General features: G+C 70.6%; 18 protein-coding genes. 5 read left to right on the forward strand and 13 right to left on the reverse strand.

Features of this window, described 5'->3' with window-relative positions:
- Nucleotides 1-329: 329 nt before the first annotated feature.
- The 9 genes from ACFV4P_RS32750 to eccD all read right to left on the reverse strand — a co-directional run bounded on the left by ACFV4P_RS32750 (nucleotide 330) and on the right by eccD (nucleotide 11,403).
- On the reverse strand, nucleotides 330-2,015 hold the full coding sequence (locus tag ACFV4P_RS32750; RefSeq protein ID WP_380477141.1) for a ribonuclease J: 1,686 nt from the start codon (nucleotides 2,013-2,015) through the stop codon (nucleotides 330-332).
- Between the two features lie 172 nt (nucleotides 2,016-2,187).
- On the reverse strand, nucleotides 2,188-3,087 hold the full coding sequence (gene dapA, locus ACFV4P_RS32755) for a 4-hydroxy-tetrahydrodipicolinate synthase (RefSeq protein ID WP_380477142.1): 900 nt from the start codon (nucleotides 3,085-3,087) through the stop codon (nucleotides 2,188-2,190).
- Nucleotides 3,088-3,404: 317 nt separating this feature from the next.
- The gene (thyX, locus tag ACFV4P_RS32760; RefSeq protein ID WP_035866708.1) at nucleotides 3,405-4,190 is read right to left on the reverse strand and encodes an FAD-dependent thymidylate synthase; all 786 of its coding nucleotides are present in this window, start codon (nucleotides 4,188-4,190) and stop codon (nucleotides 3,405-3,407) included.
- A gap of 33 nt (nucleotides 4,191-4,223) precedes the next feature.
- The gene (locus tag ACFV4P_RS32765; protein ID WP_380477143.1) at nucleotides 4,224-4,685 is read right to left on the reverse strand and encodes a hypothetical protein; all 462 of its coding nucleotides are present in this window, start codon (nucleotides 4,683-4,685) and stop codon (nucleotides 4,224-4,226) included.
- Between the two features lies 1 nt (nucleotide 4,686).
- On the reverse strand, nucleotides 4,687-5,433 hold the full coding sequence (gene dapB, locus ACFV4P_RS32770; protein WP_380477144.1) for a 4-hydroxy-tetrahydrodipicolinate reductase: 747 nt from the start codon (nucleotides 5,431-5,433) through the stop codon (nucleotides 4,687-4,689).
- A 30-nt stretch (nucleotides 5,434-5,463) separates the two neighbouring features.
- A complete protein-coding gene (locus ACFV4P_RS32775) occupies nucleotides 5,464-6,819 on the reverse strand; it encodes a M16 family metallopeptidase (RefSeq protein WP_380477145.1) in 1,356 nt (451 codons plus the stop codon).
- A gap of 148 nt (nucleotides 6,820-6,967) precedes the next feature.
- Nucleotides 6,968-9,178, reverse strand: a complete 2,211-nt coding sequence (locus tag ACFV4P_RS32780; protein ID WP_380477146.1) for a polyribonucleotide nucleotidyltransferase — start codon at nucleotides 9,176-9,178, stop codon at nucleotides 6,968-6,970.
- A gap of 376 nt (nucleotides 9,179-9,554) precedes the next feature.
- Nucleotides 9,555-9,845 carry a 30S ribosomal protein S15 gene (gene rpsO / locus ACFV4P_RS32785; RefSeq protein ID WP_073818791.1) on the reverse strand — a complete coding sequence of 97 codons (291 nt, stop codon included), beginning with the start codon at nucleotides 9,843-9,845 and terminating at the stop codon, nucleotides 9,555-9,557.
- A 91-nt stretch (nucleotides 9,846-9,936) separates the two neighbouring features.
- A complete protein-coding gene (gene eccD / locus ACFV4P_RS32790; RefSeq protein ID WP_380477147.1) occupies nucleotides 9,937-11,403 on the reverse strand; it encodes a type VII secretion integral membrane protein EccD in 1,467 nt (488 codons plus the stop codon).
- A 588-nt stretch (nucleotides 11,404-11,991) separates the two neighbouring features.
- Here eccD and eccCa point away from each other — a divergent pair.
- Together eccCa and ACFV4P_RS32800 are read left to right on the forward strand one after the other, a co-directional pair.
- The gene (eccCa, locus tag ACFV4P_RS32795) at nucleotides 11,992-15,951 is read left to right on the forward strand and encodes a type VII secretion protein EccCa (RefSeq protein WP_380477148.1); all 3,960 of its coding nucleotides are present in this window, start codon (nucleotides 11,992-11,994) and stop codon (nucleotides 15,949-15,951) included.
- Nucleotides 15,952-16,422: 471 nt separating this feature from the next.
- Nucleotides 16,423-17,832, forward strand: a complete 1,410-nt coding sequence (locus ACFV4P_RS32800) for an APC family permease (protein WP_380477149.1) — start codon at nucleotides 16,423-16,425, stop codon at nucleotides 17,830-17,832.
- Between the two features lie 101 nt (nucleotides 17,833-17,933).
- Here the strand turns inward: ACFV4P_RS32800 and ACFV4P_RS32805 are convergent, their stop codons facing one another.
- The 4 genes from ACFV4P_RS32805 to eccB form a co-directional block, all read right to left on the reverse strand.
- Nucleotides 17,934-19,241, reverse strand: a complete 1,308-nt coding sequence (locus tag ACFV4P_RS32805) for a S8 family serine peptidase (RefSeq protein WP_380477150.1) — start codon at nucleotides 19,239-19,241, stop codon at nucleotides 17,934-17,936.
- A 131-nt stretch (nucleotides 19,242-19,372) separates the two neighbouring features.
- On the reverse strand, nucleotides 19,373-19,657 hold the full coding sequence (locus tag ACFV4P_RS32810; RefSeq protein WP_073818801.1) for a WXG100 family type VII secretion target: 285 nt from the start codon (nucleotides 19,655-19,657) through the stop codon (nucleotides 19,373-19,375).
- A gap of 72 nt (nucleotides 19,658-19,729) precedes the next feature.
- Nucleotides 19,730-20,032: a WXG100 family type VII secretion target gene (locus tag ACFV4P_RS32815; protein ID WP_073818803.1), complete on the reverse strand. Its 303-nt coding sequence runs from the start codon at nucleotides 20,030-20,032 to the stop codon at nucleotides 19,730-19,732.
- Nucleotides 20,033-20,213: 181 nt separating this feature from the next.
- The gene (gene eccB, locus ACFV4P_RS32820) at nucleotides 20,214-21,782 is read right to left on the reverse strand and encodes a type VII secretion protein EccB (RefSeq protein WP_380477151.1); all 1,569 of its coding nucleotides are present in this window, start codon (nucleotides 21,780-21,782) and stop codon (nucleotides 20,214-20,216) included.
- A 255-nt stretch (nucleotides 21,783-22,037) separates the two neighbouring features.
- Between eccB and eccE the strand changes: the two genes are divergently transcribed.
- The 3 genes from eccE to ACFV4P_RS32835 all read left to right on the forward strand — a co-directional run bounded on the left by eccE (nucleotide 22,038) and on the right by ACFV4P_RS32835 (nucleotide 26,461).
- A complete protein-coding gene (eccE, locus tag ACFV4P_RS32825) occupies nucleotides 22,038-23,423 on the forward strand; it encodes a type VII secretion protein EccE (RefSeq protein ID WP_380477152.1) in 1,386 nt (461 codons plus the stop codon).
- Nucleotides 23,423-24,181 (forward strand): hypothetical protein, encoded by a 759-nt coding sequence (locus ACFV4P_RS32830; protein ID WP_073818807.1) that lies wholly within the window; start codon nucleotides 23,423-23,425, stop codon nucleotides 24,179-24,181. Before eccE ends, ACFV4P_RS32830 begins: the two co-directional genes overlap by 1 nt.
- 210 nt (nucleotides 24,182-24,391) lie before the next feature.
- Nucleotides 24,392-26,461, forward strand: a complete 2,070-nt coding sequence (locus tag ACFV4P_RS32835) for an AAA family ATPase (protein WP_380477153.1) — start codon at nucleotides 24,392-24,394, stop codon at nucleotides 26,459-26,461.
- Nucleotides 26,462-26,470: the final 9 nt, after the last annotated feature.

The raw sequence follows: 26,470 nt of genomic DNA on the forward strand, positions 1-26,470 counted from the left end.
TATCTGGCGTTGACTTTTGGCACGCTGTTGAGTTCTCAAGGAACGGACGCTTCCTTCGAGCCGCATTCCTGCGGACCCTCCGGGCATTCGTTTCATGTTACTGCGTTCTTTCGTGTTTCCAGCTTATCAGATGTTTTCCGCTCCGTTTTCCGGAGTTTCATTCGATCCGATTTGCTTTTGCCTTTCGGCGCTCCCGAACTCTATCAGAGTTTCTCGGCCTGTTTTCCCCGCCCCATTCGAACGAATTCGAATCCGGAGCGAAGCCGCACGACCGTGGGGCAACCCGGAGAACATTACGCACCGGGCTGCCCCAGGTCAAATCAGGTCGGTCAGACCTCGACGACGACCGGGAGGATCATCGGGCGGCGCCGGTAGTTGTCGGCGACCCACTTGCCGACGGTCCGGCGGACCAGCTGCTGCACCTGGCGGACCTCCAGGACGCCTTCCCCGGCGGAGCGGGTGAGGGCTTCCTCCAGCTTGCCGGCGATGGACGCGAAGGCGCCGTCGTCGATGCCGGAGCCGCGGGCCTGGATGGTGGGGCTGCCGACCATCTTGCCGTTGGCGGAGTCGACCACCACGAAGACGGAGATGAAGCCCTCTTCGCCGAGGATGCGGCGGTCCTTGAGCGACGCCTCGGTGATGTCGCCGACGGAGGAGCCGTCCACGTAGACGTAGCCGGCCTGGACCTTGCCGACGATCCGGGCGACGCCCTTCTCCAGGTCGACGCAGACGCCGTCCTCGGCGATCACCACGCGGTTGCGCGGAATGCCGGTGGCGATGCCGAGGTCGGCGGCGGCACGCAGGTGCCGCCATTCGCCGTGCACCGGCATCAGGTTCTTCGGCTTGCAGATGTTGAAGAAGTACAGCAGTTCGCCGGCCGAGGCGTGGCCGGAGACGTGCACCTTGGCGTTGCCCTTGTGGACGACCTTCGCGCCCCAGCGGGTGAGGCCGTTGATGACCCGGTAGACGGCGTTCTCGTTGCCGGGGATCAGCGAGGAGGCGAGGACGACGGTGTCGCCCTCGACGATGCGGATCTGGTGGTCGCGGTTGGCCATCCGGGACAGCGCCGCCATCGGCTCGCCCTGGGAGCCGGTGCAGATCAGCACCACCTCCTTCTCGGGGAGGTCGTCGAGGGTCTTCACGTCGACGATCAGGTTGCCGGGGACCTTCAGGTAGCCGAGCTCACGGGCGATGCCCATGTTGCGGACCATCGAGCGGCCGACGAAGGCGACCTTGCGCTTGTACTCGTGCGCGGCGTCCAGCACCTGCTGGATGCGGTGCACGTGGCTGGCGAACGACGCGACGATGATCCGGCGGTCGGCGTTCGCGAAGACGTTGCGCAGCGCGGCGGAGATGTCGCGCTCGTGCGGGATGAAGCCGGGGACCTCGGCGTTGGTGGAGTCCACCAGGAGGAGGTCCATGCCCTCTTCGGCCAGCTTGGCGAAGGTCGGCAGGTCGGTGAGACGGCCGTCCAGCGGGAGCTGGTCCATCTTGAAGTCACCGGTGGCGACGACCATGCCCGCGGGAGTGCGGACGGCGACGGCCAGGGCGTCGGGGATGGAGTGGTTGACCGCGATGAACTGGCAGTCGAAGGGGCCGATCCGCTCGCGGTCGCCCTCGGTGACCTCCAGCACGTAGGGGCGGATCCGGTGCTCGGCGAGCTTGGCCTCGATCAGGGCGAGGGTGAGCTTGGAGCCGATCAGCGGGATGTCCGGGTTCTCCCGGAGCAGGTAGGGAACGGCGCCGATGTGGTCCTCGTGGCCGTGGGTCAGGACGATGCCGTCGATCTTGTCGAGGCGGTCCCGGATGTAGCTGAAGTCGGGGAGGATCAGGTCGACGCCGGGCTGCTCGTCCTCGGGGAAGAGCACGCCGCAGTCGATGATCAGGATGCGGTCGCCGTACTCGAGGACCGTCATGTTGCGGCCGATCTCGCCGAGACCGCCCAGCGGGGTGATGCGGAGGGCGCCCTCCTTGAGTGCGGGGGGAGCGCCGAGTTCGGGGTGCGGGTGGCTCAAAAGACTCTCCTCACGACGCACGCCATATGCCCGGGGGGTTCCTCCCCCGGTGACATATGGCGTGCGTCCATCGTGGTTACCTGACTGCCGATTGCCGCGCGCCTTCGGTCCCGGTCCAGCGGCGGACCCGGGTGGGGTCCGGCGAGCCGGGGGCGCGCACGTCTGTTGTTGGTTACAGGTGTACCCCGCCGGCGGCGAGATCCTCCTTCAACCGGGCGATCTCCGCGTCCGTGGCGGAGATCAGGGGCAGCCGGAGCGGGCCGGCCGGGTGTCCCTGCAGGTTCAACGCAGCCTTGGAGAGGATCACTCCCTGGGTGCGGAAGATTCCGGTGTAGACCGGCAGCAGGGTCTGGTGGACGGCGAGTGCCTCGGCGTGGTCGCCGGCGACGAACGCCTCGATCATGGCGCGCATCTCGGCGGCGACGACGTGGCCGACCACGCTGACCACGCCGACGGCTCCGACCGAGAGCAGCGGCAGGGTCAGGTTGTCGTCGCCGGAGTACCAGGCGAGGCCGGTGTCGGCGATGGCGCGGGCGGCGGCGGCGACGTCGCCCTTGGCGTCCTTGTTGGCGACGATCCGCGGGTGCTCGCCGAGGCGGACCAGGGTGTCGTGTTCGAGGGCGACGGCGGCGCGGCCGGGGATGTCGTAGAGCATGACCGGCAGGTCGGTGGCGTCGGCGACGGCGACGGTGTGCCGGTACAGGCCTTCCTGCGGGGGCTTGCTGTAGTACGGGGTGACCGCGAGCAGGCCGTGGGCGCCGGCGGCCTGGGCCTGGCGGGCCAGTTCGACGCTGTGGTGCGTGTTGTTGGTGCCGACGCCGGTGATGACGTGGGCGCGGTCTCCGACCGCCTCGACCACGGCCCGGACCAGCTGGGCCTTCTCCGCGTCGGTGGTGGTGGGGGATTCGCCGGTGGTGCCGTTGAGCACCAGGCCGTCGTTACCGGAGTCCACCAGGTGGGCGGCGAGGCGCTGGGCGCCGTCGAGGTCGAGCTCGCCGTCGGCGGTGAACGGGGTGACCATCGCGGTCAGGACCCGGCCGAAGGGCGTCTGCGGTGTGGAGGTCGGAGCCATGGGTCCAAAGCTACTCGTAGGGCGGGGTCCGTCAGCCACGCAGGTCCAGGGTTTGGACAGTCCCGGAGGCCGCGAACCGGGCCCGACATGGGATTCCGGTGCTGCGCGCTCGGGGGTTCACGCAGCACCGGAATCCGTGTCCTGAGCGTAGGGAGCGCCCGAGAACGCCGCAATCCGGGCATCTCGGGCGAGTCCGGCCATCTGCCCGTCGGCGCAGGTCAGCGGCCGGTTCGCGGCGCGCTGCGAGTGGCCGCACGAGTGAGCAGGCCCGGGCCGGGGTCCGACGGTCCGTCAGACCCCGGGTCCGAGGTCGGACGTCAGACCTTGCGCCAGCCGGGGACCCAGGCGCCGTCCTCGACCGTGTAGTCGCCGAACAGCGAGGGCGCTTCCTTGACCATCAGCTCGCCGATCTTGCCGAACAGCAGCCGGATCTCCTCCTCGGCGCCCGGCGCGGTGCGGTTCTCGATGACGTGGCGCAGGGTGCGCACGTTCGCCGTCCAGACCAGGCCGGTGGCCAGGCCCTCGGGGGCGAAGCGGCGCATGAAGGAGGTCTTCTCCTTCTTCTCGTGGAACTTGACGCCTTCCTCGTCCAGCCCGAAGTGGTCGGCCATCCAGTGCTGGAACTCCTCGATCTGCTGCATCAGGCCGGTGGCGCGGCCCATCAGCTCCTCGTCCTGCTGGGCCCACTCGGGGAACCAGAACGGGATGTCGTCGAGGCGGACGAAGCGCAGCGACTCCTGGGAGACGGCGACGCCGGCCCGGTGGCGGACCAGTTCGTGGGTGACCACACGGCTGACGTTGTGCAGCACGAAGGTGAAGGAGACGTGCTCCAGCACCGAGCCGTGCGCGCTGGCCAGGATGTTCTTCAGGTAGACGTCCTGGTCGGTGCGGACCTTGGTGACGTTCGGGTTGAGGCCCGGCTTCCACGAGCGGTAGCAGATCCGGCCGGCGAACTCGGCGAGGTTCTGGGCGTCGTCCAGGTCACCGCGGTCGACCCGCTCCAGCCAGCTCTCGCCGCCGACGTCCTGCAGGTAGGCCGCGACCTCGTCGTAGTCGAGCTCGGGGCGGGCGATCAGGTGGACCTGGGGTTCGACTGCGCGCATGGGTGATGTCCTGGCTGTTGGGGGCGGTACGTGTCAGTTTACGGCGGGCGCCGCGGCGTCCCGGCCATGCAGCTTGATCGCGTGCTGCATGGCCTTGCGGGCGCGCGGGACGTCGCCGGCGTCGGCGTAGGCGACGGCGAGCCGGAAGAAGTTCCGCCAGTCGGTCGGGTCGGCCTCGGCCTCGCGCTTGCGGCGGGCGAACACCGCGTCGGCGGAGGCCCGGTCGATGCGGCCGCCGCCGGTGCGCCGGAGCTCGTCCACGGGCAGGCCGCCCTCGGCCTCCAGCTGGCGGGCGAGCCGCTCGCTGGCCCGGCCGAAGCGGACGGTCTGGCGGAGGAACCAGACGCCGATCACCGGGATGACGAAGGCGCACGCGCCGATGCCGATGCCGAGCGGCTTGCCGGTGGCGACGAGCTGGACGCCCTCGCCCACGCAGACCGCGCTGACCAGCAGCAGGATGCCGGAGAGGACGAAGAAGCCGGTGCGAGAGGTCATGTCACAGGTCCAGGAAGTGTTCCAGGCCGAAGGTCAGGCCCGGGTGGTCGGCGATCTTCCGCACGCCGAGCAGGATGCCGGGCATGAAGCTGCTGTGGTGCATCGAGTCGTGCCGGATGGTCAGGGTCTCGCCGGTGTCGCCGAACATCACCTGCTGGTGGGCGAGCAGGCCGCGCAGTCGCACCGCGTGCACGGGGACGCCGTCCACGTCGGCGCCGCGGGCACCGGGCAGGCTGTGCGTGGTCGGGTCCTGCTGCGGCGGCAGGCCGGCCTCGGCGCGGGCGGCGGCGATCAGCTGCGCGGTGCGGGTGGCGGTGCCGGACGGGGCGTCGGCCTTGCGGTCGTGGTGCAGCTCGACCACCTCGACGGACTCGAAGTACTTGGCCGCCAGCTGGGAGAACTTCATCCCGAGGATCGCGCCGATGGAGAAGTTCGGGGCGATCAGCAGACCGACGGCCGGGTTCTGGTCGAGCAGGCCGCGGACGGTCTCCAGGCGCTCCTCGGTCCAGCCGGTGGTGCCGGTGACCACGTGGATGCCGTTGCGCAGGCAGTGGTCGAGGTTGCCCATCACCGAGTCGGGGTGGGTGAGTTCGACGGCGACGTCGACCCCGGCGTCGGTGAGTTCGGTGAGCTTCGAGTCACGGCCGAGGGCGGCCACCAGCTCCAGGCCGTCGGCGGCCTGCACGGCCTTGACCGCCTCGGAGCCGATCCGGCCCTTGGCGCCGATCACGGCGACGCGCAGCGTCATGTCAGTTGTCCTTCCGAACGAACGGGCGAATCAGGCGAGCAGGTCGGCCAGCTTGGCGGCCCGCCGGTCGTTGATCGGGCCGATCAGCGCGAGCGAGGGCCGCTGCGCCCCCAGCACATCACGGGCGACGGCGTGCACGTCCTCCAGGGTGACCTCGGCCATCTTGCGCAGCATCTCGTCCACCGACAGGTGGTGGCCGTAGGAGAGTTCGGCCTTGCCGATGCGGTTCATCAGCGAGCCGGTGTCCTCCATGCCGAGCACGGTGGAGCCGGAGATCTGGCCGATCGCGCGGCTCAGTTCCTCCTCGGTGATGCCTTCCTCGACGACCCGGGCGAGTTCCTCGCGGCAGATCTTCAGCACTTCCTCGACCCGCTTGGGCTGGCAGCCGGCGTAGATGCCGAACAGGCCGGTGTCGGCGTACGAGGAGGAGTAGGAGTACACCGAGTACGCCAGGCCGCGCTTCTCCCGGACCTCCTGGAAGAGGCGGGAGCTCATGCCGCCGCCGAGGGCGGCGTTCAGCACGCCCAGCGCCCAGCGGCGCTCGTCGTGGCGCGGGATGCCGGGGACGCCGAGGACCAGGTGGGCCTGCTCGGTGGGGCGGTTGAGGACGGCGGCCTTGCCGGAGGTGCGGACCGCCTTGACGCCGCGCCGGGGGTCGGCGGGGTGGCCCTGGGACTTGGCGAGCACCGGCGCGAAGGCCTTCTCGACCAGCTTGACCACCTTGCCGTGGTCGAGGTTGCCGGCCGCCGCGACCACCAGGTTCTCCGGCTTGTAGCGGCGGTGGTAGAAGCCCGCGATCTGCTCGCGGCTCAGCGCGGAGACGGTCTCCTGGGTGCCCAGGATCGGGCGGCCGAGCGGGCCGCTCCCGAAGATCACCTTGGCGAACAGGTCGTGCACCACGTCGCCCGGGTCGTCCTCGGCCATCGCCATCTCTTCCAGGATGACGCCGCGCTCGGACTCCACGTCCTCGGGGCGGATCAGCGAGCCGGTGAGCATGTCGCACACCACGTCGATGGCCAGCGGCAGGTCGGTGTCCAGCACCCGCGCGTAGTAGCAGGTGTTCTCCTTGGCGGTGAAGGCGTTCATCTCGCCGCCGACCGCGTCCAGCGCGGCGGAGATCTCCAGTGCGTCGCGCCGGGCGGTGCCCTTGAAGAGCAGGTGCTCCAGGTAGTGCGTGGCCCCGTTCAGGACGGGGGTCTCGTCCCGGGAGCCGACGCCGACCCAGATGCCGAAGGTGGCGCTGCGCACCGTCGGGAGAGTCTCGGTGACGACCCGCAGGCCGCCGGGGAGCACGGTGCGGCGGACGGTGTTCGCGCCGCCTTCGGTGCCCTTGAGCAGGGTCCGGGTGGTGCCGGGGCGCTGCTTCGCCGCCGAGGCCTGGGCCACGGGTGATCCTTCCAACTACTGCTTCACGAGGGGAGCTTCACGAACTGCACGAACCGCATCGACTGCGTGGTCCGCGCGGACTTCACGAACAGGGCGCGGCCCGCACGCGCCGAATGGGGCGTGCGGGCCGCAGGGTGTTACCGGGGTGTCACTCGGAGGCGGCGGCGTCGCCGCCCTCCTCGCCCTCGATGACGGGGATCAGCGACAGCTTGCCGCGCGGGTCGATCTCGGCGATCTCGACCTGCACCTTGGCGCCGACGCCGAGGACGTCCTCGACGTTCTCGACGCGCTTGCCACCGGCCAGCTTGCGGATCTGCGAGATGTGCAGCAGACCGTCCTTGCCCGGCATGAGCGAGACGAAGGCGCCGAAGGTGGTGGTCTTCACCACGGTGCCCAGGTAGCGCTCGCCGACCTCCGGCATGGTCGGGTTGGCGATCTGGTTGATCGTCGAGCGGGCGGCCTCGGCGGCCGGACCGTCGGAGGCACCGATGTAGATGGTGCCGTCGTCCTCGATGGTGATCTCGGCGCCGGTGTCCTCCTGGATCTGGTTGATCATCTTGCCCTTGGGGCCGATGACCTCGCCGATCTTGTCCACCGGGATCTTGATGGTGATGATCCGCGGCGCGTTCGGGGACATCTCGTCGGGCGAGTCGATGGCCTCGTTCATGACGTCGAGGATGTGCAGGCGGGCGTCGCGGGCCTGCTTCAGCGCGGCGGCCAGCACGGAGGCCGGGATGCCGTCGAGCTTGGTGTCCAGCTGCAGCGCGGTGATGAAGTTGCGGGTACCGGCGACCTTGAAGTCCATGTCGCCGTACGCGTCCTCGGCGCCGAGGATGTCGGTGAGCGTCACGTAGTGGGTCTCACCGTCGATCTCCTGCGAGATCAGGCCCATGGCGATGCCGGCGACGGCGGCCTTCAGCGGCACACCGGCGTTCAGCAGCGACATGGTGGACGCGCAGACCGAGCCCATCGAGGTGGAGCCGTTGGAGCCCAGCGCCTCGGAGACCTGGCGGATCGCGTAGGGGAACTCCTCGCGGGTCGGCAGGACCGGGAGGATCGCGCGCTCGGCGAGGGCGCCGTGGCCGATCTCGCGGCGCTTCGGCGAACCGACGCGACCGGTCTCGCCCACCGAGTACGGCGGGAAGTTGTAGTTGTGCATGTAGCGCCGACGGGTCTCCGGGGAGAGGGTGTCGAGCTGCTGCTCCATGCGCAGCATGTTCAGCGTGGTGACGCCCAGGATCTGGGTCTCGCCGCGCTCGAACAGGGCCGAGCCGTGCACCCGCGGGATGGCCTCGACCTCGGCGGCCAGGGTGCGGATGTCGGTGACGCCGCGGCCGTCGATACGGACCTTGTCCTTGATGACGCGCTCGCGGACGATCTTCTTGGTGAGCGCGTTGTAGGCGCCGCTGATCTCCTTCTCGCGGCCCTCGAACTCCGGGAGCAGCTTGTCGGCGGCGACGGCCTTGATGCGGTCCAGCTCGTTCTGGCGCTCCTGCTTGCCGGCGATGGTCAGCGCCTTGGCCAGCTCGTCCTTGACGGCGGCGGTCAGCGCGGCCAGCACGTCGTCCTGGTACTCCAGGAAGCGCGGGAACTCGCCGGTCGGCTTGGCGGCCTGCTTGGCCAGCTGGGCCTGCGCGGCGCACAGCACCTTGATGAACGGCTTCGCGGCCTCCAGGCCGGAGGCGACGACCTCTTCGGTGGGGGCGTCGGCGCCGCCCTCGACCAGCTTGATGGTCTTATCGGTGGCCTCGGCCTCGACCATCATGATCGCGACGTCGCCGTCCGGCAGGGCGCGACCGGCGACGACCATGTCGAAGACGGCCGACTCCAGCTCGGAGTGGGTCGGGAAGGCCACCCACTGGCCGTTGATCAGCGCGACGCGGACGCCGCCGATCGGGCCGGAGAACGGCAGGCCGGCCAGCTGGGTGGAGGCGGAGGCCGCGTTGATGGCCACCACGTCGTACAGGTGGTCGGGGTTGAGCGCCATGACGGTGACGACGACCTGGACCTCGTTGCGCAGGCCCTTGACGAAGGACGGGCGCAGCGGGCGGTCGATCAGGCGGCAGGTGAGGATCGCGTCCTCGGACGGCCGGCCCTCACGACGGAAGAACGAGCCGGGGATGCGGCCGGCGGCGTACATCCGCTCCTCGACGTCCACCGTCAGGGGGAAGAAGTCGAAGTGCTCCTTGGGCTGCTTCGAGGCGCTGGTGGCCGACAGCACCATGGTGTCGTCGTCCAGGTAGGCCACGGCGGAGCCGGCGGCCTGACGGGCCAGACGGCCGGTCTCGAAGCGGATGGTGCGGGTACCGAAGCTGCCGTTGTCGATGACGGCTTCGGCGTAGAAAACGTTCTCTTCCACCTGGAAGATCTCCTCTTTTGTACGTCTCCCCAGGAGCGCCGCTGCGCTTGCCTGCCGTGGCCCGGGCAGTTGGGCCGGTCTTCGATCGAAGCCACCGGGTCCGTCCCCGCGTGTCGGGGGTTCCGGCGGCCACTACCGAGGACCGGCGCCTTTCGGCGTGCGGCGGCGTCTGCGTGTGGACGCTCCTGCGGTGCGGGCGGCTTCCGTTTGAAGCCTTGTCGGCCCGCAAGGGCGGGCATGCCCTTTACCTTACAAATTCACACCCTATCGAGCGCGCCTTTACGGCCGGGCTGTTCGCGGGGTGTGGTCGCGGGGTGGCGCGGAAAGCGCCGAAGGGCGGCTCCCCCGGTGAGGGGAGCCGCCCCTACGAGCGGTGTCAGCGGGCGCCGCCGGCGGCACCGCGGCGGATGCCGAGGCGGTCCACCAGGGTACGGAAGCGCTCGATGTCCTTCTTGGCCAGGTACTGCAGCAGGCGGCGACGCTGGCCGACCAGGATCAGCAGGCCACGGCGCGAGTGGTGGTCGTGCTTGTGGAGCTTCAGGTGCCCGGTCAGGTCCGAGATGCGGCGGGAGAGCATGGCCACCTGGACCTCGGGGGAGCCGGTGTCGCCCTCCTTCTGGCCGAACTCGGCGATGATCTGCTTCTTGACGTCAGCGGCGAGGGCCACGGGCATCTCCTTCGGTGTGAGTGACCGAGCGGTCCTGGTCGAAAGCACAGGACCTGACAAGACTCGGACGGGTCAACGATACCAGCGCGGCTCAGCCGGTCGCGCCGCGCACCACGTTGTAGATGTTGAGCACGGCCAGCGCCAGCGGCACCAGGGCGATCAGCATCAGGCTGTCCACCATGTCCAGGATGCGGCCCCAGAACGGGGACACCCCGGAGCGGGGGACGATCAGGGCGATCGCGGTCATGATCGCCGCGCCGGCCGCGATGGACGCGGACAGCCACACGGTGCGCAGGTCGCCGCTGCCGCCGCCCGGGGTGGCCGCGGCCAGCGCCAGGTGCAGCGGGGTGTGCAGGGCGAGGCCGAGGATCAGCAGCGCCAGGCCGACCAGGCCGGCGATGGTGAGCGCGAACACCTGGGCGGTGTAGCGGAACAGCCGGGCGCGCAGCATGGTCGAGACGCCGATGGTCAGGGCCAGCAGTTCGGCCCAGGTGCGGTCGCTGAAGCCGAGCACGGTGCAGGCGCCGACGATGGTGGTGGCGGCGCCGCCCACCAGGCCGACCAGCACCTCGTGGCCGCGGCGGGCCTGGGCGGCGATCCGCTCGTACTGCACGGTCTCGGCGCTGCTGTTCTCCTCGCCGTAGGCGGTGCCGCGGGTGCGGGCCTGGCCGGGGGCGCTGAAGCCGACGGGCAGTCGGGCGAAGCGGGCGGAGAGCGCGGGCAGGAAGCCGACCGCGGCGACCGAGGCGACGCCGGTGACGGCGGCGATGTCGGTGATCGCGGTGCCGGACATCAGCACCGCGGCGAAGGTGGCCAGGGTTCCGGCCGCGGCGACGAAGGCGGCGGCGACGAACACCGAGTCCTTCTCCGGCAGCAGGCCGACCAGCAGGACGGAGACCACCAGCACGGTGACGCAGCCGACCAGGAACTGGAGGCGTCCGGGGCCGTCGCCCGCGTTCGGGACGTCGATGATGCCGGAGCCGGCCAGCATGGCGTGCGGCAGCGCGCCGAGGCCGAGCGCGAGCGCGGCGACGTGGTCGTCGTACACCCGGGCGCGGACGGCGGAGAAGGTCACCAGCACGACGGCGGTGACGCCGGACAGGATGCCCGGCAGGCCGAACATGTTGTGCCGCAGGTCGGAGAACCAGAGCGCGAACGCCAGCAGCACGAGCAGCATCGTGCCGGCGATCAGGCCGAAGGCCCGCATCAGGTCGGGGCTCCAGAACCGGCGGTCCGCCTCGACCGCGGAGGCGATGGCGTCGGCGACGTCGTCGTAGACGGCCGGCGGCAGCGACTCGGAGAACGGGCGCAGGCTCAGCAGGTCGCCGTCGCGAACCTGCTGGGCTGCCAGCGGAAGTCCGCTGTCGAGCACGGTGCCGTCCCGCCGCACCAGGTGGAACCCGGTCGGCGTCCCGTCCACCTGCGTCTGCCCGGAGAGCCGCAGCACTTCCGGGTAGATGTCGGCGAGCGGGACGTCCTCCGGCAGTGCGACGTCGATCCGGCTGTCCGGTGCCACCACGGTGACCCGGCAAAAACCGGTCGTAGCGTTGTTGCTCACCGGCCTTCTCCCCCTCGTTGGCTAGTCGGCAAGTCTGCAGACCACTCGTCGACGGGGTTCCGGAACTGTCACGGCCCGAACGAGAGTTGGCGCGGCGTCACCTTACCCCCTCAGGGCAAGGGTGCACTGCGGTGGGGGCGTGCACGGTGCGGAGGCGGCGTGCGGGGGTGGAGGCGGTGCGCAGGTGCGCCGAGGGTTGTGTGTTGACGGCAGGTCAGTACTCTGCGGGTTGCCGACCCCGTGGACGAACGGCTTGGCCCGCGCAGTAGGATCGGCCCCTGCGCACGGCGTACGGGGGCGGCGATCGAGACGCGACAGCCCCGCGCGCCTGCGGTTCGGCGGAGCGGGGGCGGCGTCATCACACGGGGCGCCCTCACCGTACGTATCCAGATGCGTGAGGGCGGATTGTGAGCGAGCGATGGGGGTGCCCCCGACCCTGTGCCCGGGGAGGGCGCACCGTTGACGACGGGGAGTCGCGCGCTGCGGCTGCCGCTGGGGGCGGGGTGGTCGCGTGAGTGAGCGAAGCGAGCTCACCATCAAGAGGCGCGTGTGTACGAAGTGCCCGCCGAGCGCCAGCGAGGTGGTCGCATGAGTACTGTGACGGTGAAGCGCCCGCCACGGGCGTTCCCGCCTCCGGTGTCGGAGGAGCCGGTCGAACTGGTTCCGCCGCCGGAGCTGCCGCGAGGCGGTGGCGAGGACTGGATGATGTCGCTGCTGCCGCTGCTCGGCATGGGCGGTTCGGCGGCGTTCTTCTTCTCTCCGGGCGCACAGGGCCCGATGAAGATGATGGGTGTCCTGATGGTCGCGTCGACCGCCGCGATGGCGGTGGCGCAGATCGTCAAGGCGCGCAAGGGCGGTAGTGCGGCCACCTCGGACGAGCGCCGCGACTACCTGAAGTACCTGCAGCAGAAGCGCCGCGAGGTGCGTCGAACGGCCGAGCGTCAGCGCGGGTCGCTGCTGTTCACCCACCCGGAGCCGGACCAGCTGTGGTCGATCGTGGCCGAGGGCCGCCGGCTGTGGGAACGCAGGCCGACGGATGCGGACTTCGCGCAGATCCGGGTGGGCCTCGGCCCGTTGCAGTTGTCGACGCCGCTGGTGGCGCCGCAGACCGCCCCGATGGACGAGTTGGAGCCGCTCGCCGCGGAGGCGATGGGCACCTTCATCAAGACCCACGGCACGCTGCAGGACCTGCCGTTGGCGGTGTCGCTGCGGGCCTTCTACCACATCACGGTGTGCGGCGACCCGGACTCGGTGTACGGCAACGTGCGGGCGATGGTGGCCCAGTTGGCGACCCTGCACTCCCCCGAGGACCTGATGATCGGGGTGGCCGCCGCGCCCGGCGCGGTGGAGGAGTGGGAGTGGGCGAAGTGGCTGCCGCACACCCAGCACCGCAAGGAGAGCGACGGCGCCGGTTCGCGTCGTCTGATCGCCGCCGGGCTGGGCGAGCTGGAGGAGCTGCTGGCCAACGAGCTGGCCGGCCGCAAGGGCTTCTCCCGTGACAGCACGCCGAGCTCGGACCAGCCGCACCTGGTGGTCATCATGGACGGCGCCTCGGTGCCGGTCGACTCGATGATCGCCGGTCCGGAGGGCGTCCAGGGCGTCACCGTGATCGAGGTCGTCCCGGGTGACCTGGACGAGCCGAACGGCCACCTGGTGATCACCGTCGGCAAGAACGAACTGCTGCTGGAGGCCGCCTCCGGGGCGAGCTACCCGGGCACGCCGGACACCCTGTCGAGCTGGCAGGCCGAGGCGCTGTCACGCCAGTTGGCGCCGTTCCGGGCGTCCGCGGGCGGCGACGACAGCGACCCGTCGCTGGTGTCGATGGACTTCACCGAGATGATGCACACCGGCGACCCGGGCTCCTTCGACCCGGCCCGGCACTGGCGTCCCAAGCCGATCCGGGAGAAGCTGCGCGTCCCGCTGGGCGTCGGCTCGAACGGCGAGTACGTCTGGCTGGACATCAAGGAAGCCTCGCTGGAGGGCATGGGCCCGCACGGCATGTGCGTCGGCGCGACCGGTTCCGGCAAGTCCGAGGTGCTGCGCACCATCGTGCTGGCGCTGGCGGTCACCCACTCGTCCGAGGTGCTGAACCTGGTCCTCGCGGACTTCAAGGGTGGTGCGACCTTCGCCGGTATGTCGGAGATGCCGCACACCGCGGCCGTGATCACCAACCTTGAGGGCGAAGCCACCCTGATCGACCGCATGCGCGACGCGATCGAGGGCGAGATGAACCGCCGTCAGGAGCTGCTGCGCGCGGCGGGCAACTACGCGAACATCAACGAGTACGAGCGGGCCCGTACCGCGGGCGCGCCGCTCGACCCGCTGCCCTCGCTGCTGATGATCATCGACGAGTTCTCCGAGCTGCTCACCGCGAAGCCGGACTTCATCGACCTGTTCATCCAGATCGGCCGTATCGGCCGTTCGCTCGGTATGCACATGCTGCTCGCCTCGCAGCGACTGGAGGAGGGCAAGCTCCGCGGTCTGGACACCTTCCTCTCCTACCGCCTGGGTCTGCGCACCTTCTCGGCCGCCGAGTCGCGGGCCGCGATCGGCGTGCCGGACGCCTACCACCTGCCGCCGATCCCCGGCGTGGGCTACCTCAAGTTCGGCTCCGACGTGATGGAGCGCTTCCGGGCCGCGTACGTGTCCGGCAAGTACCGTCCGCCGGGCCAGCAGCGCGCGGTCGGTGGCCGGGTGGTCACCGCCCAGGCGGTGCTGTTCACCGCCGCCGAGGTCGAGGTCATCGAGCCCGAGGTGGAGGAGATCCTCCCCGACCCGACCGAGGAGGAGGAGAAGGACGACGCGCTGCTGGACACCATGCTCGACGTGTTCGTCCAGCGCATGATCGGCCAGGGCCCGCCGGCCCACCAGGTGTGGCTGCCCCCGCTGGAGGCCCCGCCGTCGGTGGACAGCCTGCTGGAGCCGCTGCTGGTCAGCCCGGAGCGCGGTCTGACCCCGGCCTCGATCCGCCAGGGCAACCTGGTCGTCCCGGTCGGCATCGTCGACAAGCCGCGCGACCAGCGCCGCGACGTGATGTACCTGGACTACGCGGGTGCGGCCGGTCACGGCATGATCGTCGGCGGTCCGCGGTCCGGAAAGTCGACCATGGTGCGCACCATCGTGGCGGGCTTCTCGGTCACCCACACCCCGGTGGAGACGCAGTTCTACCTGCTCGACTTCGGCGGTGGCGGTTTCGGCTCGCTGGCCGACCTGCCGCACGTCGGCGGCGTCGCGGGCCGACTGGACGTCGAGAAGGTCCGCCGCATGGTCAGCGAGGTGCATGGGGTGCTCAACCGCCGCGAGGAGCTGTTCCGCTCCTCCGGCATCGACACCATCACCACCTACCGCACCCGTCGGGCCAACGGGCAGCTGCCGGACGAGCAGTTCGGCGACGTGTTCCTGTTCATCGACGGCTGGCTGACCTTCAAGCAGGAGTTCGAGGTCCTGGAGCCGGTCATCGCCGACATCGCACTGCGCGGTCTCGGTTACGGCGTCCACGTGGTGATCACCGCGGCCCGGTACGCCGAGGTCCGCCCGGCACTGAAGGACCAGCTGCAGAACCGTGTCGAGCTCAAGCTCGGTGACTCCATGGAGTCGGAGATCGGCCGCAAGGCCGCCGCGAACGTGCCGGCGATCCCGGGTCGTGGTCTGACCCACGAGCAGCTGCACTTCCTGTCCGGTCTGCCGCGCATCGACGGTGCCAGCTCCACCGAGGACCTGGTCGACGGCGTCGCCGACATGGTCGCCCAGATCAACGCGGGGTGGACCGGCCCGCGCGCGCCCCAGGTGCGCATGCTGCCGCCGGTGCTCGACGGCAACTCGCTGCCCAAGGGCTTCGAGCACCCCGAGCTGGGCATCGCGTTCGGTGTCGACGAGGTCGAGCTGGCGCCGGTGTTCATCAACTTCGACACCGACCCGCTGTTCGTCGTCTTCGGCGAGAGCGAGTCCGGCAAGTCGGCGATGCTGCGCATGCTGATCAAGCAGATCACCGAGCGGTACACCCCGGACCAGGCCGGCATCGTGGTCGGCGACTTCCGCCGCTCGCTGCTGGGCGTGGTTCCGCCGGAGTACCTGGTGGAGTACGCGGCCGCCGCGCCCGCCATGTCGGCGATCGTGGAGATGCTGCGCGGCGCCTGCGGGCGTCGTCTGCCCGGTCCGGACGTCACGCCGGAGCAGCTGCGCAACCGCAGCTGGTACACCGGCAAGGACATGTTCGTGATCGTGGACGACTACGAGCTGGTCGCCACCCAGTCGGGCAACCCGATGGCGCCGCTGGCGGAGTTCCTGCCGTTCGCGCGCGACATCGGTCTGCGTCTGATCATCGCCCGTAACGCGGGCGGCGCCGGCCGCTCGCTGTTCGAGCCGGTGATGCAGCGCATGCGCGAGCTGGGCGGCCAGGGTCTGGTCATGTCCGGTGACAAGGGCGAGGGCGCGCTGCTGGGCACGGTCAAGCCGCAGCCGCAGCCGCCGGGCCGTGGTGTGTTCGTCTCCCGCCGCATTCAGGCGGGCCAGACGGTGCAGACGGGTTGGCTGCCGATCCAGCAGTAGCCGCGGGGCGGACGTCACGCACCGTGACCGATGGGGCCGGGTTCCGAAAGGGATCCGGCCCTTCGGCATCCCGGACCCCGAACGGTGCCAGAACGTTATCTTCTGACTTTTGGCCGCTTCCTTCGGTTCCCGTACCTCGAAGGCCGGGCGGCCTTGGTTTTCGGGCCATCGGCCGTCCCGGCGCAGTACCTTTGAATCGGAGTTGCGCAGATCACTTCACCTTCGATTCAAGCGCAGTTCACCGGAGTTGACACCGCCGAAACATGCGCCCGACCGACCGCGGGGCTGTGTTCCGCAGGAAAAGCTTGGTTTCCGCAACGGATTCCGCAGCCGATCGCGCGTTGACGACACCTTTTCCCCCAGGCAACCTGGCGCATCAGGGAGCGATGCAGAACCAGACCCACGAGAACGTGTTTCGGAGGCGATACCGCTCCCACCCCCATCACCGCCGTACAGCCGATCGGATGCCCCATGACCGACACGCTTCCTCCGCAGGCAGCCGCCCCCGCCACGGGGACCGCCACTGGCGCGGACGCCCCGAAGAAGCTCGCCCGATCGCTCGGCGTCGTGGGCGGCACGCTCCTCACGCTCTCCTGCGTGACTCCGGCGTCCTCGCTCTTCGTGCTCGTCCCCGAGCTGTTCAAGGGCCTCGGCACCTTCACCCTGATGGCGATCGTCATCGGCACGGTGATCTGCATCGCGGTGGCGTTCTGCTACTCCGAGCTCGGCACCCTGGTGCCCTCGGCCGGCGGCGAGTACGCGATGGTCGGCACGCTGGCGGGCAAGTTCGCGGGCTGGCTGGTCTTCATCCAGTCGCTGATCGTGGTGATGATCGTCCCGTCGATCATCGCGATGGGAACCGCCGAGTACCTCGAACCGATCATCCACGTCGACCCGATGATCGCCGGCGCCGTGGTGATGATCGCGGCCACCGTCGCGGGTCTGCTGGACCTGCGGGCCAACGCCTGGATCACCGGCATCTTCCTGGTGCTGGAGGTCATCGCCTGCGCGGTCGTCTCCTTCCTCGGCTTCACCCACACCGAGCGCGGCGCGGACACCATGCTGCACGGCACCGTGGCCGACGCCGCCGGCACCACCTCCGGCGTGGGCCTCGGCGCGATCCTGGCCCTGATGGGCACCGCGCTCTTCGTCACCCAGGGCTTCTCCACCGCGATCTACCTCTCCGAGGAGCTGGAGAACCCGCGCAAGAACGTCGCCCGCACCGTGCTGTGGACGCTGGGCCTGTCGGTCGCCATCATCGTGATCCCGGTCGCCGCCATCACCATGGGCGCCCCGGACCTCACCGCGCTGTCCGAGGGCAACATCTCGCAGCTGGTGATCGGCTGGAGCAACAGCGGCGTCGGCACCTTCATCAGCCTCTGCATCGCGCTGGCCATCATCAACGCCGGCATCGTGATGGTCATCCAGAACTCCCGGGTGCTGTTCGCCTCCGGCCGCGACAAGGCCTGGCCCGAGCCGGTCAACAACGCCTTCGGCACCCTCAACAAGTTCAGCGCCCCGTGGGTCTCCACCCTGGCGGTCGGCATCCCCGGCGCGGTGCTCTGCTTCGTGCCGCAGACCCTGCTGATCGACATCACCGGTGTCGCGGTCGCCGCGCTGTACCTGCTGGTCGCCGTCGGCGCGCTGTTCTCCCGCCGCGGCCACCACAAGCACGCCCCGGCCTGGCGCCAGCCGCTCTGGCCCGCGCTGCCGATCCTGGTGATCGTGGCGCTCTGCTTCACCCTCTTCAAGTTGGCCGGCCCCGGCCTCTGGTGGACCCTCGGCATCACCGCCGCCGCCAGCCTGTACTGGCTCGTCTACCTGCGCCCCCGCCAGGAGACCCGCTGGGTGATCACCCTCCCCGAGGACGAGCGGGTCTGACCCCCCCCTGCAGTCCGCTCCCTCCCGGCCCCGTCGGTTCCCCGAAACCGACGGGGCCGACCCCTCTCCAGGAGCCGGCCCCGCACGGTGTCCACAGGCCGTCAGGGGCGGCGACGACGCCCCAGGTCACGGGTGACGATCGCCCCGCCGGCCAGGCCCGCCACCAGCAGGCCGCCGGCGCCGAGCACGAAGGTGGCGGTCCTCCGGTCCCGGTCGGCCTGGGTCTCCGCGATGCCGAGCGGCTGCGCGATCAGCGGAGCGGCGTCCAGCTTGGTCGGCGCGTCGGGGTGCGGGGTGGCCTCGGGCACGCCTTCGAAGTTGACCGCCTTGACCGGGTCGACGACGCCCCAGCCGATCCACTTGTTCGGGCCGTGCTCGGTGCGCTGGGCGGTCTGCTCGATCACGGTACGGATCTGCTTGGCGGTCCAGTCCGTGTGCTGGCCCTTGAGCACCGCGGCCAGGCCGGCGACGTAGGGCGCGGAGAAGCTGGTGCCGTTGTCGGTGCACTGGCCGCCCCCGGGGACGGTGGAGAGCATGTCGACACCCGGCGCGACCACGTCGACGAAGTCGCCGTACTGCGAGAACGGAGCCCGCTCGTTGTTGCGGTCGGACGCGCCCACGGCCAGCACGGTCTCGTACTTGGCCGGGTAGGTGGGGCCCTCGGCGCCGTCGTTGCCGGACGACGCGACCACCACGATCTGCCGGGACTCGGCCTTGCTCAGCACTGCCTGCAGCTGCGTGTCCTCGGCGAACGCCGGCGCGTCGGCGGGCTTGGTGGGATCCACCTCGACCCGGACGTCCTGCGAGATGTTGATGACGTCGACCTTCGCGTCGATCGCCGCGTTGATGGCATCGATCAGCGTCTTGACGCTGCCGTGGCCCTCCGCGTCGTTCTGCCGGATCGACAGGATCGTGGCGTCCTTGGCCAGGCCGACGAAGCCGACCTTGTCCTTCTGCGCGGCCCCGATGATGCCCGCCACCTTGGTGCCGTGCCCGACCGGATCGGTCCGGCTGTCGCCCTCCGGCTTCTTCTGGTCGGCCGGCGTCGAGGAGCCGAGCAGGTCCGGCCCCGCGATCACCTTGCCCGGGGCGCTCAGCTGCTGGTTGACGACGTCCACGCCGGTGTCGATCACCGCGACCTTGACCCCGGCCCCGGTGTGCGGGTTCTTGGAGTTGGTCCCCCACAGCTCGTCCAGGAAGACCCGCTGGAGGGCCCAGGGCTTGGCCTCGACGTCCTTCGAGGGGAAGGTGCAGTCACCGGCCGCCGCGATGACCAGCGAAGCCCGCTGCTTGTCCCCCTCCGACGCTGTGGGTGACGGCTCGGCGAAAGCGGGTCCGGCGGCGGTAGTGCCGACCACACCGAGCACCAGCAGCACCGCGCCGGCCCGGCGCAACGATCCTGACGACACCTGAACTCCACCCCTCATTGCATCCACCCGTGTTCGGCGCGTGCCCCGTGCAACGCGCGAAGGGCGGGCGCCCCGTGGGACGCCCGCCCTTGAGAAGTGCGCTGGTCGCGCAGAGTCCCCGAGTGGGAAACTCAGCCCCAGAGCGACGCGTTCGAGTTCTCGGTCTGCTGGTAGCTCTGCGCGGCGTTGTCCAGCGCGGTCGCGATCTGGGTCAGCGTCTGCTGCAGGTCGGCGGCCTTGGCGTCCCACTGGGCCTGGCGGGCCTGGTAGCCCTCCTGAGCCGAGCCCTCCCACGAGGAGGCGATGCGCTGCACGCCGGACTTCAGGTCGTCGAGCTGCGACTGGACACGGGCCGCGGTCTGACGGACCTCGGAGCTCGCGTTCTGGATGGTCTGGAAATTGACGAGAATGGCCATGATTGTCTCCCCTTCGATGGATGCACGGCGCGCCCCCGCGAGGGCGCGATGTGGCGGTTACCGAATCCGGCGTCAGCCGGAGACGCCACCGACCGCAGCAGCCTGCTCGTCTTCGGTCATCGAGTAGGCCTTGGTGGTCGCCTCGATCGCCTGACGGATCTCGTCGAGCACCTTGTTGAGCGCGTTCGCGTCGTCGTTGACCCGCGACTGCATCTGCTGGTACGCGGTCGCAGCCGCGCCCTTCCAGCCGGACGCGATCTCGGAGACCAGGTTGTTCAGGCGGCTGATCTCGCCCTGGACCTGCTGGTTGACCTCGCCGATGCGGTTAGCGAACGCGGTCATTTCCTCCGCGGTCGTCGTGAACTGACCTGCCATGATCCACCGTCCCCCATGAGACAGATTTCGTCCGGGCGCCCCTGTGGCGAACGCCCGCACGGGCACCACTTGGTGTGGTGCTCTGTAGCACTGTAACGGCCAAGTGCGGTTGGCCCAACACCGGGTAGCGGGTAGTTACCAGACCATGACACTGAACTCCCGCACCGGCGTTGACGATTCGTCAGGCGTTCTGGGCCTGAAGTGCGGTGTTCGTGTTGAGCACCGGTCCGGCCGGCACCAGCCGCGACCATTCGTCCGGTACGAACTGCGGGTTGATCGACTTGTAGCCCAGTCGCACCTGGGACTCGTTCGTGCCCTTCTTGTCGCCGCCCTGCGCGTTCGGGCTGGGGCTCGGCGTCGCACCGGTGCCGCCGTCGTTGTTGGCGGGCAGCGAGTAGCGCAGACCGGAGTCGGTGATCAGGAAGTCGCGACCGGAACTGCCGTCGTTGGGCCCGACCTTGCCCTCCAGCGCGCGGTACAGCAGGCCGTGGCCGGGCGTCATGTGCGCGCTGACCGCGTCCCCGCTGACGTCCGTCGGGTACGCGGTGCCGGCCCACACCGTCTGCTGGATCTTGTTGTCCACGTAGCCGTTGAACGTCGAACAGACCACCGTGCGGGCGTCCTTCTCGCCGAGGTTGACCGCCGGGGACTTCTGCTTGGGCAGGTTCCCGGACTTGTTCAGGAGTTCCGTGGAGGTCTTCCCGGCGAGGTTGTTCAGGTCGCCCGCGCCGAGCGTGCCGAAGGCCGGCGGGCTGCTGTACGCCTTCTGCGTCTCGGGGTCGTTGAGCATCAGGTTCGCCTGGAACTCGGTGATCTCGTACAGCTTGCTGAGCCCGACCACGTAGTACTTGTTGTCCTGGAACTTCAGCAGGCGGCCGACCTTCTTCTCCGAAGGCTGCGAGAGGTCGAGCGTGGACGCGGCGCCGACCGCGCCGTCGACCCGGGTGAACTCCACCGGGTCGCCGTCCTCCAGGGTGGCGAGCCACTCCTTGGTGACCTTCTGGGCCTGCGCGTTCGGGCCGAACAGCGCGGTGACCAGCGCGGTCCGGTCCGTGCCGGTGGTCTCCATGACGCCGACCGCGTGCCGCTTGCCGCTGGGGTCCACCAGGAACCTCGTCCCCGGCTGGGTCGCCGACAGGTCCGGCTCCTGGACGAACAGCGACTGCCCGTCGCCGAGCTTCCGGTCCCCCTGGAGGGTCTTGGTGTCCGCCCCGGCCGCCACGAACACCGACTGGGCGATCGAGGACTGCAGGTTGTCCTTGCCCTGCTTGTCGCACACCGACCACAGCTTCACGGCGCTCGCGTCGTCCGCCTTGGGCAGCTTGTCCGGGGCGTACGGGATGCCGATCGCCGCGCCGCGGCGCGGGTACTTGTCGAGCACGTCGTCGGCCACGGTCTGCACGGTGGCGCCCTCGGAGAGCACCAGGCGGGCCGAGGACATGTTCAGCACCTGGTGCAGCGTCGGCTGGCCGGTCTTCGAGTCGGGCAGGATCACGTAGCGCGTGGTCGACGACTTGCCCTGCAGGATGTACTTGCCGTTGTCCCAGTTCGGCGGCGCACTGGGCTTGATGACGCCCCACATGCCGAAGCCGGCGACGACCACGGCGCCGATCACGAAGCTCGGCAGCACCGCGCGGATCGGACGCGGCGCGTCCTCGTCGTTGCCGCCGCCCCCCGGCTGCAGGAAGGCCCCGACCATCCGCTTGCGGGCGAAGGTGTAGGCGTTCAGCTCGTCCCGGCGTGATGCCATGCTCGTCCCCGTCTCCCCTGTGTGACCCGACGTGCGGGTGTCAACGCGCTTGTGCTGTGCGTGAGTCTGCCACCCGACGGGCGTCCGGAGCGGCCAACCCTCTACGATGCGACAGCAGACGGTGAGTACGGTAACGGGTAGGCTCCGACGGTCCGCCATCCGGGCTGTCGACCCGGCCCGCGACCGACGGCCCTGATGGCCGCAGCCGCACGGGGATCTGACGGCACATCTGAAGCAGAGAGGGCAATTCGGGGGATGCCAAGCCAGTCCGCTCCAGCACGACGACGCTCCACCTCGCACGGTCGGAGGCCGGACGCCCAGGGCGGGCGGCGGGCCCGTACCGCCCCGGTCGCGGCGGCCACCGGCCCGGTCGGCCTGCGGCTGCTGCCCAGGCCCGGGCTGCTCGCGCGTCGGCTGGAGCTCAAGCAAATCGTCCAACTCGAGGTAGCCGTCGCCCTGGTGGCGGTCGGCTGGTCGGTGAACAAGCTGGTGGCCGCGGTGCTCGCGGTGCCCGCGGTGATCCTCGTGGTGGTGGCGCTGCTGCGTCTCGGCGGCCGCACCACGGGCGAGGCGATGGGGGTCCGCTCCGCGTACAACTCCCGTCGCCGCGAGGCCAAGTACAACGTTCCGCCGCCCGGCACCGACCCGGCGCTGGCGCCGGTGATGGAGCTGGAGCCGGCGCTGAGCACCTGCACCCACGCCATCGAGACCGACCTCGGCGACGGGCGTCCGCTGCGCCGGGAGACCGGCATGGTCGGCGACGGCACGTTCTTCACCTCGGTGCTGCTGGTGCAGTCCAAGGACCAGCCGCTGCGTCCGGGTCGCGCCAACTCCGCGCTGCCGCTGGACATCATCTGCTCGGTCCTGCGGGTCGACGACATCCCGCTGGAGTCGGTGCAGCTGATCCAGCACACCCAGCCGGCGCCCGCGCCGCACCTGCCGGAGCACGCGCTGGCCGCGCGCGCCTACCAGCAGGCACCCGGAGGAGTGAATACTCCTGCGCTGCGGTTGACCTGGGTCGCCATCAAGCTCGACCCCGAGCGCGCCTCCACCGCCGTCGTGGCGCGCGGCGGCGGCGAGGAGGGCGCCCGCAAGGCCCTCCAGCGCGTCACCGACCAGCTGGCCGGGCGGCTGAACAGCGCCGGCTTCACCGCCACCGTCCTGGACGAGCGGGAGCTGATCGCGGCGCTGGCCATCTCGGTGTGCGCCAACCCGGTGGCGGTGGCGGGCCGTCAGGGCTCCGGCGGCGGCGGGGTCGGCGTGCGCCGGGCCCAGGAGTCCGCGAAGTTCTGCCGGATCGACGACCGCTGGCACGCCACCTACTGGATCTCCAAGTGGCCGGAGCTGACCCGGCCCGGCGCCGGCGGCGGCCGGGTCACCGCGCCCGAGCTGGTCAACCAACTCACCAGCACCCCGGCGGCGTTCGCTTCCACGTTCTCGGTCACCGCGACCCGCGCGATGGGCGGCGCGGTGGCGCTCAGCGGGCACGTCCGGCTGACCGCGCGCAGCGAGAGCGAGATCGCCCAGGTGGGCCGTCTGGTGGAGTCCCGCGCGCAGCACTCCGGCACCGCGCTGACCCGCCTCGACCAGGAGCACGGCCCGGGCCTGCTCGCCACGCTGCCCCTGGGAGGGACGTCCTGATGGCCTACCAGACCTACTCCGGCCAGGCCCCGCAGCCCGCCGATCAGCAGCGGGTGCGGGTCCGTCCCGGCTTCGGCCTGCGCGGTCCGCGCCGGGAGAAGCACGTGCTGACCGTCGAGGACCTGGCGGCGCTGGCCTTCCCGGTCGGCGACGACGGCGTCGTGATCGGCCTGGACCAGCAGCAACAGCCCGCCGTGATAGGGCTGTTCCGGCCCACCCAGTACGACGTGGTGCTGGTCGGCGGCATGTGGACGGCGCAGCTGATCGCGCTGCGCGCCGCGGCCACCGGCGCCCGGATCGCGGTGGAGACCGGCCGTCCGCAGGCCTGGGCGCCGATGGCGCAGGCGGCGGGCGGCGGGCAGCCGTGCGTGACGGTCCACCAGGTCGGCCGTCTGGGCGCGCAGGGCGCGTCGGTGGCGTCACCCGTCCTGGTGGTTCGCGACCTGGGCGCGCGGCCCTCGCGCAGCCGGCTGTCGGCGGCGCCGTGGCAGACCACGCTGACGGTGCTGCCGTACCTGGGCCCGAACGCGAGCCGGGTGCTGAACGCGGCCGACCTGGTCGGCCTGCAGCGCGTGTCGCCGCAGGAGGCCGAACTCGTGGGCCGGCTGCTGTCGTTGTCGCCGGGCGACGTGAGCACGCTGCCGACGATGCCGGACCACATCACCCTGTGGGCGACCCGGATGCGCCGTCAGTACGTGATGACCAATCCGGGCGAGGCCGAGACCCAGGTGCTGGGCGGCCCGCGCCGCATGGACTGAAGCGGTGCGGCCGGGCGGGCCGCGTCGCACGGGCCGGCCGGCCGGTGCGCCTGACGGGGACGGTGTTTCCCGAGGGACGGACCGGTCGGCCGACCCGCTCCGATTCGCCGTCAGGTCGGGCTCCGCCTTCAGCGAAGCCGCCTGCACGGCCTAGTCTTGTTGCCCGAAGGCAACCGCCGAAGCAATGTCGGCGAGAACGAGGGAGCCCCAGTGAGCAGCGATCGGGACGGCGTCTACGTCGGCGACAACGCGGCCGAGGACGACGATGACTGGTCCGATGCCCCGGACTACACCGCTCCGTCCTGGTACACCCAGAGCGCCGCTCCCGGCCCGGCCCAGCCGCCCGTCCAGCAGCAGCCTCCGGTGCAGCAGGCTCCCGTCCAGCAGGCTCCGGTGCAGCAACCGCCGGTCCAGCAGGCCCCCGTGCAGCCCGAGGTGCAGCAGCAGGCGCCCGCGCCGCAGCCTCCGGTGGTCCCCGAGCAGCCCCAGCCTCAGCCCATGCAGCCCCAGCCCGTACAGCCCCAGCCCGTGCAGGCGCAGGTTCCGCCGGTCGCCGCACCGCCGGTGACGGGTGTTCCGGAGGCGGCTCCGCCGCCGCCCGCGCCGGGTCCCCAGCAGCACGCCGGTCCGGCCACCAACGGGCAGGGCGTGGCCTCGCCGCCGGTCGAGCTGGCGTCCGCGCCGCCGCCGGTGCAGGAGGCCCCGCAGCAGCAGCCCCCGGTCCAGCAGCCGCCCGTGCAGCAGCAGCCTCCCGTGTACCCGCAGCAGGGTCAGCAGCCCCCGGTCCAGCAGCCGTGGCCCAACCAGCCGCAGCCGCCGGCGTATCCGCAGCAGGGCCAGCAGCCGCCCGTACAGCAGCAGCCCGTGCAGCAGCCGCCGGTCCAGCAGCCGCCCCCGGCGTATCCGCAGCAGGGTCAGCAGCAGTGGGGCGGGCAGCCTCCGGCCGATCCGCGGGCGGGCGGCTGGCCGCAGGCCGGCCCCGGCCCCGGCCCGGCGTACCAGCAGCACTCGGGCCCGCAGAACGCCCCGCAGGCGCCGGCCCATTTCCAGCAGCCCGGCCCGCAGGCGGCGGCGCACGGCGCGGCACTGGGCTACACGGCGGCCGTCGAGCTCTCCTCGGACCGGCTGCTGCGCGGCCAGCCGAAGGTGCAGAAGCAGCCGCGGTTCCAGTTCGGCGGCAAGTCGGCGCAGGCCGGCAAGCAGCAGAAGCTGGAGCTGATCCGGCACCCGGTGATGACCTGCTACCGGATCGCGGTGATCAGCCTCAAGGGCGGTGTCGGCAAGACCACGACCACCACCTCGCTGGGTGCGACGCTGGCCAGCGAGCGGCAGGACAAGGTCATCGCGATCGACGCGAACCCGGACGCGGGCACCCTGGGCCGCCGCATCAAGCGGCAGACCGGGGCGACCATCCGCGACCTGGTGACGGCGATCCCGCACGTGCGCAGCTACATGGACATCCGTCAGTTCACCTCGCAGGACCCGAACTCGGGCCTGGAGATCGTCGCCAACGACGTGGACCCGGCGGTCTCCACCACCTTCGACGACTCGGACTACCGCCAGGTCATCCAGGTGCTCGGGCAGCACTACCCGATCATCCTGACCGACTCGGGCACCGGTCTGCTGTACTCGGCGATGCGCGGTGTGCTGGACCTCGCGGACCAGCTGATCGTGGTGGCCACGCCCAGCGTGGACGGTGCGTCCAGTGCCTCCACCACGCTGGACTGGCTGTCCGCGCACGGCTACGCGGACTTGGTGCAGCGGTCGATCACGGTGGTCTCCGGGGTGCGCGAGACCAGCAAGATGATCAAGATCGAGGACATCGTGGCGCACTTCCAGACCCGCTGCCGCGGCGTCGTGGTGGTGCCGTTCGACGAGAGCCTGGCGGCCGGCGCCGAGGTCAACCTGGCGATGATGCGGCCGAAGGTCCGGGACGCCTACTTCGAGCTGGCGGCGCTGGTCGGCGAGGACATCGCCCGGGCCCAGCAGCAGGGCGGCTGGCAGGCGCAGCAGCAACAGCAGCAGGGCGGCTGGCAGCAGCAACAGCAGGGCGTCCCGCCGCAGCAGCAGCCCTACCCGCAGCAGTACCCGCAGCAGGGCGGCTACCCGGCGGCCGGTCAGCCGTGGCAGCAGCCTCCGCAGCAGCCGTACCCGCAGCAGGGGCCTCCGCAGCAGGGCGGCTACCCGCCGCAGGGCCCGCCGGCGCCCGGGTACGGCTACCCGCCGCCGCACGAGGCGCCGCCGCCCGGTTACGGGTACCCGCCGCCGCAGCACGGCTGAGCGAGCGAC

Origin of the sequence: Kitasatospora sp. NPDC059795 (assembly GCF_042732175.1) — a bacterium.
Lineage (GTDB): Bacteria > Actinomycetota > Actinomycetes > Streptomycetales > Streptomycetaceae > Kitasatospora.

Excerpts from the sequence above, each read along its gene's own strand:
- dapA (WP_380477142.1), bottom strand. The coding sequence starts at position 3,087 with ATGGCTCCGACCTCCACACCGCAGACGCCCTTCGGCCGGGTCCTGACC.
- thyX (WP_035866708.1), bottom strand. The coding sequence starts at position 4,190 with ATGCGCGCAGTCGAACCCCAGGTCCACCTGATCGCCCGCCCCGAGCTC.
- ACFV4P_RS32765 (WP_380477143.1), bottom strand. The coding sequence starts at position 4,685 with ATGACCTCTCGCACCGGCTTCTTCGTCCTCTCCGGCATCCTGCTGCTG.
- dapB (WP_380477144.1), bottom strand. The coding sequence starts at position 5,433 with ATGACGCTGCGCGTCGCCGTGATCGGCGCCAAGGGCCGGATCGGCTCC.
- eccCa (WP_380477148.1), top strand. The coding sequence starts at position 11,992 with ATGAGTACTGTGACGGTGAAGCGCCCGCCACGGGCGTTCCCGCCTCCG.
- ACFV4P_RS32800 (WP_380477149.1), top strand. The coding sequence starts at position 16,423 with ATGACCGACACGCTTCCTCCGCAGGCAGCCGCCCCCGCCACGGGGACC.
- ACFV4P_RS32810 (WP_073818801.1), bottom strand. The coding sequence starts at position 19,657 with ATGGCCATTCTCGTCAATTTCCAGACCATCCAGAACGCGAGCTCCGAG.
- ACFV4P_RS32815 (WP_073818803.1), bottom strand. The coding sequence starts at position 20,032 with ATGGCAGGTCAGTTCACGACGACCGCGGAGGAAATGACCGCGTTCGCT.
- eccB (WP_380477151.1), bottom strand. The coding sequence starts at position 21,782 with ATGGCATCACGCCGGGACGAGCTGAACGCCTACACCTTCGCCCGCAAG.
- eccE (WP_380477152.1), top strand. The coding sequence starts at position 22,038 with ATGCCAAGCCAGTCCGCTCCAGCACGACGACGCTCCACCTCGCACGGT.
- ACFV4P_RS32830 (WP_073818807.1), top strand. The coding sequence starts at position 23,423 with ATGGCCTACCAGACCTACTCCGGCCAGGCCCCGCAGCCCGCCGATCAG.